We start from the raw sequence: 13,432 nt of genomic DNA, 5'->3' as shown, positions 1-13,432 counted from the left end.
TCCTTCCTCCACAGGAGAGACAAACAGTATGTGGATCATTGCAGTCACATACTGGCCTACACTCTGTTTAAGAGGATAGCGATCTGAGGTAGCGAACGGGTGCAGGTGCTTATAAAAATATGGGTAAAGAAGGCTTTGGCTGAGACAGAAGTGGTACACAATGGCTGAGTCACATCGACCAGCTAGCCTGCAGAGGCTACGCTGGACGAGGCGAGCACACGTCTATAAGCACTAGGACCAGCGCCGTGCTCTCAGCGCACCCTCAGCGCGGCCTCCCGGCAATCTTCAGGTCTTCGCAATGACAATCTCTAGGCAGCCCTCTGACTCTACCCAACGCGTTGCTGTTCCTAGCTGAGCACAGAGACGCTGCATGGTGGTAACAATCTCTTGCCGATCAGAGCCGTAGGCTCTGCGGGCCTGAAAGGCGCGGATCGCTGTCGGATAGAGCAGCAGGCGTGTAGGCTGGAGGTCAATAATCTCGAGGCTAAAGAGGAAGCTGAGATCGTTGCGCTCATGGGGATCAACGGCATAATCATCGACCCAATCGCCACAGCTATAGAGTATAGGACGCCCTCGATAGATCTCGATACCACGCACTACATGAGCAGAATGACCATAAACAATATCTGCTCCCGCTTCAATGAGAGCATGCGCGAACGCTCGATGCTCAACTGGGGGGATATAGCCCCAGTTGCCTCCCCAGTGCAGGGAGATGATCAGCCAATCGACCTGAGGACGTACAGCCCTGAGAATTGCACATAACTCAGCGCTGCGTGGATCATTCATGGTCATTGGCATATACCAGATACCGGGTCGCTCAGGGCCGGCCTCCCAGGCTGGCTCGTTGTCCGTGAGCGCCAGGAGTCCCAGTTTCCTTCCACCTACCTCCCAAAGGGCCGGCTGTCGGGCCTCTGCGCTATTGGCCCCGGCACCAGCAAAACCAATGCCGGCCTGACGTAAGACCGCAAGCATCTGCAGCAGGGCCTCATAGCCAAAGTCGAGCGTGTGGTTATTCGCCAGGGAGACGACATCGATATGCGCCGCCTGCAATACTGCAACGTTGCGCGCATCAGAGCGGAAGTGAAAGATCTTTGGCGTCAGTGTCCAGGGGCTTCCTACGTCAGCAAGGACGCATTCCAGATTACAGATACGAGTATCTGCCTGGAGCAGCAGCGGCAAGGTATCGCCCCAGGGATAAGTTGCCCCGGTTTGCTGCAACACCTGATTCACTAGCCGCCCTAGCATGACGTCGCCAAGGAATACGAGTCGCAGCCGTCTGGCCGGCTCAAAGGGTGCCTCCATGTTCTTCTTCCTCCACTCACAGAGTGAGGGTAAGGGTCAAAGTCATTCGGCAGTCATCAGGGGCGAAAGCTTACAGGCGAGGCCGCTCCCTCGCTGTGGACCCTTCTATCTTCCTGAGAAGGCCAGAGTTCCTTGTTCTCTCGGCTCCGAATGATTAGCCCTCCAATGAGCACGCAGAGACCGTAGCACAGTCCCATGACAAACCAGGGAAGACGGAAGTTTATCAGGTACAGAGGGATGAAAATACTGCTGCCGATAAAGGCTCCTATCAGGCCGACAGTGCTGTAGAGGCCCTGAATACGCGCCCGCACATGACTTCCAGAGAAGGCTGCTAAATGGGCATCAATGGCCGGCTGGATAAAGGCATAAACGATCCCGTGGATAGCAAAGAGGAGCAGGACAACGAGGGCCGCACTTAGCAGACCATAGGCGAGGTAAAGGGGAACTTGAGCTAAACCGAAGATAAGGATCAGAGAGGATCTCCGCCGACGATCAGCTACTTTGCCCCCAATCGGTGAGCAAATAGTGTTAGGTATGGCCCAAGCTGTGTACGTTAATCCAATAACAGCAACGGATGCATATAGGTGATCATGCATCCAGAGAGGCGTCACCGTCAGATCAAAGCCCAAGTATAGATAGTCGCCAAAGGCTATTAGATAGGCAGCCAGCAGCGGCCAGGTAAATAACTCCTTGAAGACACTGCCTACAGCAGGCCGCTTTTTTATCGCAGGAGGCAAGGAACGCTTGACCGGATGAACGCGGATGAGCCACATCACAAGGATGATGCCCACCAGGCGAATAAAGACAGCCCCCATAAAAGCCCAGCTGTAACCAAAGGTGGCTATCAGGCCTCCAAGCGCTGGCCCTAGGAGGAAGCTGGAATTGAAGAAAGCGTTAAAAATGCCGAAAGCCTCACCTTGCTGCTCAATCGGTACAGCATCGATCAGCAGTGCTCGCGCGGCTGGAAGCAGACCCGCCGCCGCGACTCCCTCTAGGAAACGCAAAACTACAAAGAGAAACGGGTCGGAGATGGGTAGGTACAGGGCCGAGAGCAGCGCCTGAACGGCTAAGCCCACTATCATGACTTGTTTGCGTCCCCAACGGTCAGCAAGCCAACCTAGCGGATACCCAAAGAGAAAGTCAGAAACAAGGTAGGCCGAGGCCATAGCCCCAATGATTGGTAATGAGGCCCCATGCGCTTGAGCATAGAGGACACGCACAGGGTTGATCATCGCTGTGCCTATATAGGCCCCTAGTACAGAAAAGGAGATCGCCAGCAGAGTACGGTTGCGAAAGCCAGGGCTAGCGAGAACAGACGTGGTGAAACGCCGCAGGAACGATGTCGGTTGCGATAGGTACCGATTGTTCTCAGTCATAGGTATGCTGTGTATTGATCACCGCCCTCTGCTCACGCTTACTAGCGGCGCTCCACAAGGGCAGACGCTTTATTATATGCCGTTTTCCTAGGCAAGGACAAGTAGGCAGGGGAGAAGAGCCTGCTCGCTTTCCATCCATTGACTACTTGCTCTTGTGTATCTTACAATGGCATATTCTCGTACTACGCTCTACGCCAGAAGTGCCTTTCCCCTTGACGTCGATGTTAGGCCATGCTAATATCTGAGTTGCTTACTCAGATTTGGGATCGTTCCTTGTCCTTGTGCCGCCGCAGGGGAAGAGCAAACTTTCCCCTCCAAGCGGTTGGTGGACTGGGGGGAGTTTTCTCCTCTCCACGCTAGGGCGATTCCCGATTGGCTCTTTCTCCGCCTGTATTTCAAGCAAGGGATGAGATAAATGAGCGATTTCCGCTTTGGTATTGAACATGAGGTGGCATTTCTCGACCACAAGGGTAGTTTTGTGGATTTCGTCTCAACCCCCTATAGCCTGCTTCAAGCCGTAATTGATGAGCTGCCACTCTATCCCGGCGATGAAGAGGCGCTCCGGATCGGTGATGCCGGTATCCGCCTCAAGCGCTGGTACCTTGAAGCTTTCGAGCGTCTCAGCCCTCAGGGCGAGTGGCTCACCTGCCTTCCCAAGGGTATAGAAATCAGGACGACCATTCATCCTGACATTCGGGGGGCTCTCCAGGAATTAGAAGAGAGCTTCGCTCTGCTCTGTCAGGTGGCCGCTCAACATGGATTTACCCCTGTCTTGACGAGCTACAACCCCTACCGGACTTGTCTCATTCTCGATCCCCCACTCAATCCCTATGAATGGCGGCTGCTTGACCGCTCGCCAGAAGACCGTACGACGCTTGGGACCTTTCTGACCTACGGCCCTGATCTCAGCCTCTCGTGCGCAGCCTGGTCCACAGAGCAGCTCATTGATCACGGGCGTAAACTGACTTACTATAGCCCCTATATTGTGCCTTTCAGTTTCAGCTCGCCTTTCTATGAGGGCCGGCTCTGGGAAGGCCTCTCGGTGCGTACGTTTTTACGCACTGGTCAGCGTCCGGCGGTGCTTGTCTTTATCGCCGATGAGACCCAATTGATCTATAGCAGCCCTTCGCTGACGAAGTTGGCGCGTCTCCCTGCCGAGGTCGGGCGCCTGGAGTTCAAAGCCTGCGATAGCTGCGCGGATTTTTCGCTCTACGCTGCGCTGCTGGCCCTGCTCCAGGGCCTGACCCTCGATGATACTTTGCTAGGACGGGCCATCGTCCCTGATGCCGTCCTCCATCAACGCGCTGCCTTGCGCGGCTTCGAGGATGAGGAGATCTTTGAGGGTGCACAGCACGTGCTGACTGCAGCCGCTCAGGCTTTGCCAACAGACACTGATCGTTCACTACTAAGGCCGCTCTTCACGCTTTTGGAACAACGCCGGACGCCTGCACATCAGATGATCGAATGCTATCGGCAGACAGGCAGTCTGGAAGAAGCGCTACGCTTTCCCTATGTGGTTGCGCTGGACAGAGCTAGCGCAACCACGCAGGGAAGCTCAGAGCTAATGACAAAGGCAGAAGAGAGACCAGCGCCTATGCCTGGCTGTGGCTATGGGCCGCAATAAAATCGCGCACACGCTGCCAGGCATCGGCGCAGGCCTCAGCATATTCGCTGTAGCGGCGATCAAAGAAGCTATGAGGTGCTCCCTCATAGATGTGAATAGTGTGCTCCAGGCCACGCCGGCGCAGTTTTTCCTCTAGCTCGTGCACCTGGCTGACAGGAATCCCTTGATCAGCACCTCCGAAGAGGCCTAGCAGGGGATAGGCCAGTTGATCAGCCCGCTCCAGCGCCGTGCCATCGCCCGCAATAGGCCGGCTTAGCCCTGCATAGAAGGCAATCAGGCCGGCAAAGCCGAAAGAGCGATCACAGCCCGAGAGAATGGTTAAGCTGCCACCCATGCAGAACCCAACGGGAAAGGTCGCTCCTTCGGCACTGGCATGCTTGCGTAGATAGTCAAGGGCGGCTCTTACATCCAGCAAGAAGTTCTCCAGCTTGAGTTGCTGGACATGGGGCCAGAATTCAAAAGAATCGTCACGCGCAGTCAATCCGGCTGTCCGCCCAAAATAGTCAAGAGCGATGGCGGCAATGCCAATGTCAGCAAAGCGCAAAGCTAGCTCTTTGTAGAATTGATGGAGACCACGGACATCGGGGTAGATGATGACCTGTGCTCCTGTAGGAGCTGCGGGACGGGCAAAGTAAGCAGCAAAACGGTTGCCATCCGCCGCTGTGAGGATAAGGTCTTCCCCCTGAGCTTGCCCATCCGCTCCCTCCGGGACAGGGGGACGGGCCTTGTCATCGTAGCACATCGTGTGAATAGCCTCCCTTGCTCATCTCTGGTTCCTTGTCTTTCATCATCATAGCGCATCAGGCAAGGATTGCAATGGGCACCGATGTCAGCAGGCCATGACGATGGGCTATGCTCCCACTACCAGCGCGCTAGGAAGCGGCCGGCGGTGCTGACTGTTCCTGATCAGCACTATGACCAGCCAGATCAATCCGACTGCTCGCTGTCACAATGGACGCCTCTGCTCTTGGAGGGCGCTCGGGTAGCAAGGCCCCCAGCACTATTAGTAACAGGCAGGCGATCAAGACAGGGAGAAACGCCAGGGCCGGCAGCTTGAAGAGATCCCAGAGGGCACCGCCAATGAGTGGCCCTACAAAGGCTACAGCATAGGTGAGCGAGAGGGTCATGCCGGTCAGACGAGCGACCTCGCCAGGTGCGGCTAGCAAGGCGGGAAGCGCTACCCCTAGTGTGAAGACAAGTGCGGAACCGGCGCCAATAAGGGCCACCCAGACGGCTTCCAGCTCAGGCGGCGAGATCAGCCAGGCTATAAGCGAGAGGGCACAGACCAGGCCTGCACCAATGAAAGGCCAGCGCCTCCCCGCCAGTCGCTGGGCGAACAGCGTCACTAGCAGACTTGATGGCAGTTGAGCAGTATTGAGCACACCCAGGGCCAGCGGCGTGAGTGCTGCTCGTTGCAAGGCCGCGTTATACGAGGCAATCCAGGCATTCATACCAAAATAGATCAGGCTACCTCCGCCAAGCAAAATACCCAGGTGCCAGGCGTTGACACGTCTCCCAGCCTCCTTTTTCTCTGCCGCCGTCCGTCTTTCTTGCCCTGATGGCCGGACCGCTCTCGGTTGAGGAGCTTGATCTGGTTTGCGACGCCAGTTCAGTGGCGTAGACGGCGCCAGAGCCAGCCAGCCCAGGAGCAGGACAAGCGCAGGCACTCCCCAGAAAATAAAGGAAGCCCTCCAATTGCCAGGTCCAAAGAAGCGCTGCATGAGAGGCACGGTCAAGCCCGCGGCTAATGCTTCGCCGATAATCAGGCCGTCGCTAAAAAGAGCCGTTACTAGACCGACTTGATGCGGGAACCAGTGCCGCGCCAGTGATGGCACGGCTGTCTGGGCCAGTACGATGCCGAGGCAGAGCAGTAGTGTAAAGCCAAAGAGGGTCACTGATGAGGGCCAGCAGGCCCGCAGGATCGCCCCCAGGCCGAGCAGCAGCAGGCCCAGCGCCACACAGGTCCACTCCCCAAGGCGCTCTATGACGAGGCCGAGCGACCAGGCGCTTGCGCCAAGGGTCAGCGGCGGCAGCGCCGTCAGGAGTCCCACCTCAAAATATGAGAGGGCAAGATCGTGTTGCACTAGCGGCAGAACGGGAGGCACCCCCAGAATCACCGATCGGAGATTAAACCCGACCAGCGTAAGCAGCAGATAGCAGAGAATCACGCGCCAGTGAGAAATGGGACGGGTCTCTGCATTAGCCGGTATCTGTCTCAATGCTCTGCTCCAGAGATGAGGATTGCCCGGAAAGGAGATGGTGCTTGCTTCCATCATGAGCGGCTGCCCTTTCATTATAGGCTGGCTGCCGCTCGGATGGCAAATCGTCCGTTCCCTTTCCTCCGCCAGCCGTGGCATACTTATTTATGTTCATGACAGCCTCTGCAGTGGGAAGGATTCTCTTCAACGGTATCTGTTTGTTCGCTCTTCGCCTGCTTGGCAAGGAGAAGAGGAAGAAGAGATCACTTATGCACAACCTGGCACTGAAAAAGGCAGCCTTTCGCTTCGTGCTACTGATCGGTATCTTGAGCTTCTTTGCGGATTTCACCTATGAAGGGGCGAGGGGTATCCTCGGCCCTTATCTTGCTTTGCTCGGCGCTGGCGCGGCTTTGATCGGGGCGATCACCGGACTGGGTGAATTGCTCGGTTATGGCCTGCGCCTTATCTCTGGCCCTCTCAGTGATCGCACCGGCCACTATTGGCCCGTGACTATTGCGGGCTACGTGGTGCAGATGGTCTCTGTTCCCCTGCTGGCTGTGGCTGGTAGCTGGCCCCTGGCTGCGCTGTTGATTGTCCTCGAGCGAGCCGGCAAGGCTATCCGTAATCCGCCACGCGATGTCATGCTTTCACAGGCCGCTCGCGAGATGGGCTACGGCTGGGCCTTCGGTTTGCATGAAGCTCTCGACCAGTTCGGGGCCTTGCTGGGACCGCTGGCGGTGGCAGCCGTGCTGGCCTGGCAGGGCAACTATCGCCTGGCTTTTGCCTCTTTGGCGATCAGTGCAGCTCTGACACTGTTCCTTCTCTTGCTCGCACGCCTGCTCTACCCCCGGCCTCATGAGCTGGAGGCCAGCGCATCGGTAGTCGCTCCACAAGCACTGTCGTCGACCTATTGGATCTATTTGATCGGGGCCGTTTTGGTGGCCGCCGGGTTCGCAGACTTCCCTCTGATCGCCTATCACTTTGCCCGTGTGTCCAGCGTGCCCTCCACGCTTGTACCGGTCTTCTATGCTCTTGCAATGGGAAGCAGCGGCTTAGGCTCGCTGCTGTGCGGTCGACTCTTCGATCGCCTGGGCCTGGGCCTTCTCATTCCGCTGACGGGAGCAGCAGCGCTGTTCGCGCCTCTGGTTTTCCTGGGCAACTTCTGGTTGGCCCTGCTTGGTACAGTAGTGTGGGGCCTGGGTATGGGTGTTCATGAGTCGCTGATCCCCGCCGCGGTGGCCCTGATGGTCCCGAGTCAGCGCCGCGCCTCCGCCTATGGGATTTTCACCGCCGGGTATGGAATCAGCTGGTTTCTCGGCAGTGCCCTGATCGGTCTGCTCTACAGCCTGGCGCTACCGCTAGCAATCGCCTTTTGCCTGCTCGCCGAGATCCTGGCCATTCCCTTTTTTGTGATTGCCAGCCGCCGGCTGCGGCAAGCCGCCCGGATGGCCTGAGCGCTGTTCTAATAAGCTGTCCAGGGATAGAGCTAGCAACCAGGTTCGCTCTGGGCTTACGTGGCCTGCAGGCCTAGACCATCAGCCTGCAGGCGTTTAAGGTCTAGAGGAAGGCCAGAGACAAGCAGATAGGCGCGCGCGGCAGCCTGAGCCAGACGCTGATTCACCAGGCCAAGCAGATCACGGTAGCCTCGCCCTAGTGGGGAGAGTGGTACAAGGCCTAATCCCACTTCGTTAGAGACGACAATGAGCCGCTGACGAGGCTGGAGAGCGCGCGCCGCTTGCAGCAACTGTTCGATTTCTCCAAGGGCACGCCTTTCCAGCTCAGGGCTGAGAGGAGCTATCTCGGTCGCAGATCGCTCGTGAGCCTGTAAAAGATTGCTCAGCCACAGGGTCAGGCAATCAAGGAGCAGGACGTCAGCTACTCTGGCCGCACGCTGAATGGCCCAGGCTAGTCGTAGAGGTTCTTCGAATGTATGCCAGTCTGCAGGACGCTCGGCACGGTGGCGACGAATCCGCTCAGCCATTTCCTCATCACCTGCCGTGGCCGTGGCAATAAAGGCGACACGTCCTCCGCTGGCTGTGGCCAGACGCTGAGCAAAGCGGCTCTTGCCACTGCGCGCTCCCCCGAGAATAAAGATGAGCTGATCAATCACAGGTTGGTTCTGGGAAGGTTCTGCTACCACCAGGAACACTCTCCTTTCTGATCTGATGACGCGCACTGCCTTTCGCTACAGAGTCACATGCATCAGGAGAAAGAGCAGCAAGGCGCATACTTCGCAAATCTCACCGAGGGCACCGCAAATATCGCCTGTGAGGCCACCGAGCGAGCGCGTCACAGCCAGGCCCAGGCAAAGTACCAGGAGATTGCAGAGAAACCAGACGAGCAGGCCGATGAGATGAGCGAAGAGGAGGGCAATAAGTACGCTGCTGAGACCAGACAGTAAGAGATGACGCAGGGTAATCGCTTGGTGAAAGGCCGCTCCTAAGCCATCAGGACGCGCTGCCGGAAAGAGACCTCCACAGAGCACCATTGCCCAACGTCCCAGAGCAGGCGCTACCAGTAGCGCCGCCAGCAAGCCCCAGAGAGGCAAACTGGCAAAGATAGCGAAACGCAGCAGCAGTAGAGTGAAGGCTCCAAGAACCCCAAAGCTGCCAACACGACTGTCGTGCATGATTTCCAGGCGCCGTTCGCGCCCAATGCCACCAAATAGGCCATCGCAGCTATCCATTACTCCATCCAGATGCAGGCCTCCCGTCAGCATGACTCCAGCAATCACTAGCAACGCGGCCAGCACCAGTGAGGGCACGTGCTGAGCAAGGACTCCCGCTAGTAGACAGAGTATTGCCCCCAGGATCAGGCCAACCGCGGGGTAATAGATGCTCCCCACGATGAGCGCGGCCTTCTCTCTTCTACTGCTCATCAGTAGACTGCGACCGGGCAAGGGCAGGATCGTCAGAAATTGGACCGCCGCGACCAGCTCGGCATATTGTTGGAGACAGAAACGGCCCAACCGGGTCCACAACCGCCATAGAGGGTGTAGAGCCAGACCGGCCTGCGAATCATCGGAGCGCGTGGGCATCTCTTTCCTCCTCCTCGTTTGCAGACAGCATTGTAAAAGTACAGAGTCTATTGATGAGCTAACTGACGATAGGTGGCTAAACGGTCAATGCTGGCCTATCAACAGTTTACCGCTTGCTGTCCGACCTATTATAATAGAAATTGTTCAATGCATTTGACCAGCGCAGCGATGCATAGTAGCAATGAACAGGCAGCGCAGCGAAGCAAAGGAGACAGCGCCCACGCCTGGCATCGCCAATGAGGGCCTGCAAGGAGAGAGTCAGGCAGTGACAACTTGCGCTGAAGAATCGGGTCAACCGCCATTGCCTGTTCCAGTGCATGCTGTATGCGCCCAGCCTCGGGCCAGGCGCAGCGCCGGTCATTCAAGTAGCCGGTGCTGGTTGCAGCGCCACCAGGAGAACCCAATGATGGGGGGAGAAGCCATGATACCTATTTGCAGCTACCTCCACCTCCCGCAGTGTTACCTTGCACAGCCTGGACATAACCAGCCTCTACCGTTTCGCCCCATTGCAGCAGTTCCACCGCGTCTGCTGCTCCCACTGCCAACTGTTCTCTTCTCAGTGCTGCTAGCTTTTCTCTGCGCCACAGGGCTCCTTGCCTGCGGCGGAACGGCCAGCAGTAGTAACACGCTGCTCTTCGGGGCCCCGATCTCGCTTACGGGGTCCACTGCAACTGAAGGGCGTCTTACCCTGGAAGGCTACCAGCTCTGGGTGAAGGAGGTCAATGCCCACGGCGGCATCAAAGTTGGCAATACCACCTATCAGGTTGCGCTCAAGTACTATGACGACGGCAGCAGCCCTACACGCAGCGCCCAACTGACCCAACAATTGATTACAGCAGACAAGGTCAATTTCCTCCTCGGCCCTTATGGCACTTCGGCCACCCTCCAGGATGAAGCCATCGCCGAGCGCTACAAGATCCCGATGGTCGAGGCCAATGGCGCTGCCAAAGCGATCTTTTCCCGCGGCTTCCATTACATTTTCGGCGTTCTGAGTCCAGCTTCGGAATATGCAAAGGTCATGTTGGAAGCGGCTCTGAGCCTGCCGAATCCGCCGAAGACCGTGGCTATCATTTCCGCTAACGACTCCTTCTCTGAGGAGGTCGCCAGCGCCGCTCGTGACTTTGCCAGCAGTCATGGCATGGAGGTCGTTTACTATCAGACCTATCCGTCAGGCGCCACGGACCTCACAGGCATTCTGACGGCCTTGAAAACCTCAGCCCACGGCGCTGTTCCCGATATGCTTCTCGGCTCGGGCCACGAAAGCGAGGCCGTTACAACAATGAAGGAGTGTAAGCAGCTCAATATCAATGCCAAGCTCTATGCCTTCACCGTGGGACCCGCCACTCCCGATTTCATTACTTCTCTTGGCCCCGATGCGAACTACGTCCTGGGATCGTCACAATGGACTCCCCAGGAGCGTTATCAAGGCATCGACTTCTTTGGTACACCGGCTAACTACGAACGGATCTACAAACAGACCTTTGGTCACGAGCCATCATATCAATCCGCTGAGTCCACCGCCGCTGGCCTGGCATTCCAGTACGCTATCCAAAATGCTGGTTCGATTGACCCGCAGAAGGTGCGCGACGCCCTGGCTCGCCTCAATATTATGACCTTCTATGGCGTCATTCGCTTCGACGCAACAGGAGCTAACACCTTTAAGCCAATGGCCACCATTCAGATCCAGCATGGCCAGGTGGCGACAGTCTATCCCAAGGAGGTCGCTAACGCGCAGCTGCTCTACCCAACTCCTCCTTTTTCCCAGCGCTAACGCAGCTCTTTTGCTAACCTGAAAAGCTCCCTCGCTCATGGCTTGCCGCTCTATGGCTCGGGCCCGCAGGCCAGGGCGGGAGGATGCTTGAGCTGTTGGAAGCCTGCCAGTGCGCAGGCTTCGCTTTCACAGTGAGGTACCTGTTATGCTGATTGCACAGGTTATCGTCAATTGGCTGCTTCTGGGTTGTCTCTATGCAGCGGTTGCCCTGGGCTTCTCGCTGGTCTGGGGCATCATGAACATCGTGAATCTGGCCCACGGCGCCTTTATCCTGGTTGGAGCCTACGCCGCCTACTGGGCCTTTACGCAGCTGCACATCGATCCGTTTCTCGGCCTCCCCCTGACTATGCTCCTGCTCTTCTGCTTGGGCTGGCTTGTGCAATATGGAGCGATCAATCGCGTCATTCGGGCGCCATTTCTGGTGACGTTCCTGCTAACCTTCGGCCTTGATTTGCTGATCGCCGATGTAGTGCAGCTCCTGTTTACCAGCGACCGACGTTCCATCAATACGGTCTACAGTGGCCTGGGATTGACAGTCGGCACGCTGCACATACCCTTTGATCGTCTGCTAGCGGCCTTGATCGCAGTGATACTGACAGCCGCGCTGAGCTTTTTTCTGCAGCGTACCCGCCTAGGGAACGCTATCCTGGCCACAGGGATGGATCGTGACGCGGCCCGTCTCATGGGCATCCGCATCGACCGCATTTACGCCCTGACCTTTGGCCTTGGAGCGGCTCTAGCCGGCGCAGCCGGGGCGATGTTAGTGGAATTGTATCCTTTTGACCCCTCGCAGGGAGGCGTCTTCACGCTGCGAGCCTTCGTCATCGTCGTGCTCGGCGGCCTGGGAACCCCCTGGGGCGCTCTTGCAGGTGGTCTGCTTTTCGGCCTGGCCGAAACCGTTGTTCCCCTGCTGCCCGGGATTGGTCCCGGCTATGACGACGCTATTGCCTTCGCCCTGATGGTCCTGGTGCTGATCTTCCGTCCCCGTGGCCTCCTGGGCAAGGCCTTCTATGCCTGAACGTGCACAGCCAAAGAAAAGGAAGGGAAGGGAGGAAGCACCATGCCTGTGCCTGGATTTCGGCAAAGACCTTCATCGTTCAGCCCTGTGCCTCCTGCCCAGCAAGAGCGGGAGGCGAGGGAGCAGAAGCCCGCGCCGCCAGGATTACGATCTCGCTGGCCCTGGTCGCTATTGGCAGGCCTGATCATCCTGGCGCTGGCTGCCCTGATTCCTTTGAGTGGTGATGCTGCCACGCTCCATACATGGACGTTGATTCTGATGTTCGCCATCCTGGCTCAGAGCTGGAATTTTCTCGGCGGCTTCACCGGCTACGCTTCTTTTGGCAATGTCTTTTTCTTTGGCATCGGGGCTTACAGCACCGGACTCTTGTTGCTAGCCGGTCTCTCATTCTGGCTTGGACTCCTCATCGGCGCCGCAGTAGCCGGTCTGTTAGCCTTCCTCTTGGGTTTGCCCGTCCTGCGCCTGCGCGGCCACTACTTCGCCATTGCGACCTTAGGCATTGCCGAAGCGACACGCGAGCTGGCTGCCATTCGCAACATTGGCGGTAGCGGCGGAGAGGTTGAGCTGCCTCTGCCGCAGCTTTCGGACACAGCCTTTTATTTCCTGTTCTGGCTCCTGGCCCTGGCCTGCTTTCTGATAACTGCCTATCTGCTGCGTAGCAAGCCCGGCTATGCGCTGATCGCCATTCGAGAGAGCGAAGAGACCGCCGAGGCGATGGGCATACCAACCTATTGGTATAAGATAGGGGCCTTTGTGCTGAGTGCCGTGCCTACAGCGCTCGCCGGCGGCCTCTATGCCTACTGGTCAACAGGCTTCGATCCCCCAACAGTCTTTGATGTCGGCATTTCAGTAGAGATGGTCCTCTTGACCGTGCTTGGCGGTGCTGGCACTTTGCTCGGCCCGCTGATCAGCGCTATTCTCTTCGAGCTGTTGTCTTTCCAGTTCCAGATCAGTGGCTCAGCTTTCCATAATTCGCTGTTGGGCCTGACTATCGCGATTGTCACCATTTTTATTCCCAAAGGACTGGTTGGCCTCGGGCAGGAGTTCTTCCGACCGCTGGCCCCAGGCATGAGTCGCCGGCAATTGTTGGCGGAAGGAGTGCGACG

The 13,432-nt window shown here is 57.4% G+C and carries 11 protein-coding genes; 5 read left to right on the top strand and 6 right to left on the bottom strand.

Going from position 1 to position 13,432, the window contains the following annotated elements; genetic code table 11:
- Positions 1–285 precede the first annotated feature (285 nt).
- Both IRZ24_RS09055 and IRZ24_RS09050 read right to left on the bottom strand, forming a co-directional pair.
- Positions 286–1,302: a CapA family protein gene (locus IRZ24_RS09055; RefSeq protein ID WP_297162823.1), complete on the bottom strand. Its 1,017-nt coding sequence runs from the start codon at positions 1,300–1,302 to the stop codon at positions 286–288.
- Between the two features lie 56 nt (positions 1,303–1,358).
- Positions 1,359–2,678, bottom strand: a complete 1,320-nt coding sequence (locus IRZ24_RS09050) for an MFS transporter (RefSeq protein WP_297162820.1) — start codon at positions 2,676–2,678, stop codon at positions 1,359–1,361.
- A gap of 415 nt (positions 2,679–3,093) precedes the next feature.
- On the opposite strand from IRZ24_RS09050, the gene IRZ24_RS09045 reads away from it, so the two are divergent.
- Complete coding sequence (locus tag IRZ24_RS09045; protein ID WP_297162817.1) at positions 3,094–4,302, top strand: hypothetical protein; 1,209 nt, start codon at positions 3,094–3,096, stop codon at positions 4,300–4,302.
- Here IRZ24_RS09045 and IRZ24_RS09040 read toward each other — a convergent pair.
- Together IRZ24_RS09040 and IRZ24_RS09035 are read right to left on the bottom strand one after the other, a co-directional pair.
- Positions 4,271–5,044, bottom strand: a complete 774-nt coding sequence (locus tag IRZ24_RS09040; protein ID WP_297162814.1) for a dienelactone hydrolase family protein — start codon at positions 5,042–5,044, stop codon at positions 4,271–4,273. The genes IRZ24_RS09045 and IRZ24_RS09040 overlap by 32 nt on opposite strands.
- Before the next feature lie 130 nt (positions 5,045–5,174).
- Complete coding sequence (locus IRZ24_RS09035; RefSeq protein ID WP_297162811.1) at positions 5,175–6,578, bottom strand: MFS transporter; 1,404 nt, start codon at positions 6,576–6,578, stop codon at positions 5,175–5,177.
- Between the two features lie 191 nt (positions 6,579–6,769).
- Between IRZ24_RS09035 and IRZ24_RS09030 the strand changes: the two genes are divergently transcribed.
- A complete protein-coding gene (locus IRZ24_RS09030; protein WP_297162808.1) occupies positions 6,770–7,954 on the top strand; it encodes an MFS transporter in 1,185 nt (394 codons plus the stop codon).
- A gap of 56 nt (positions 7,955–8,010) precedes the next feature.
- Here IRZ24_RS09030 and cobU read toward each other — a convergent pair whose 3' ends face one another.
- Together cobU and cobS are read right to left on the bottom strand one after the other, a co-directional pair.
- Complete coding sequence (gene cobU, locus IRZ24_RS09025) at positions 8,011–8,640, bottom strand: bifunctional adenosylcobinamide kinase/adenosylcobinamide-phosphate guanylyltransferase (protein WP_297162805.1); 630 nt, start codon at positions 8,638–8,640, stop codon at positions 8,011–8,013.
- A 45-nt stretch (positions 8,641–8,685) separates the two neighbouring features.
- Entirely contained in the window at positions 8,686–9,537 is an 852-nt protein-coding gene (gene cobS, locus IRZ24_RS09020) for an adenosylcobinamide-GDP ribazoletransferase (protein ID WP_297162802.1), read from the bottom strand.
- Between the two features lie 403 nt (positions 9,538–9,940).
- On the opposite strand from cobS, the gene IRZ24_RS09015 reads away from it, so the two are divergent.
- From IRZ24_RS09015 to IRZ24_RS09005, 3 genes are all read left to right on the top strand, one after another.
- A complete protein-coding gene (locus IRZ24_RS09015) occupies positions 9,941–11,308 on the top strand; it encodes an amino acid ABC transporter substrate-binding protein (RefSeq protein WP_297162799.1) in 1,368 nt (455 codons plus the stop codon).
- 145 nt (positions 11,309–11,453) lie between these two features.
- A complete protein-coding gene (locus tag IRZ24_RS09010; RefSeq protein WP_297162797.1) occupies positions 11,454–12,326 on the top strand; it encodes a branched-chain amino acid ABC transporter permease in 873 nt (290 codons plus the stop codon).
- A gap of 42 nt (positions 12,327–12,368) precedes the next feature.
- Positions 12,369–13,432: branched-chain amino acid ABC transporter permease (locus tag IRZ24_RS09005; protein WP_297162794.1), on the top strand; the 1,064-nt coding region annotated here is incomplete at its 3' end.

The organism is Thermogemmatispora sp. (genome assembly GCF_019683755.1).
Taxonomy (GTDB): Bacteria; Chloroflexota; Ktedonobacteria; order Ktedonobacterales; family Ktedonobacteraceae; genus Thermogemmatispora.
Note: the sequence above shows the minus strand (reverse complement) of the source record. Positions and strands in the feature narration are given on the sequence as shown.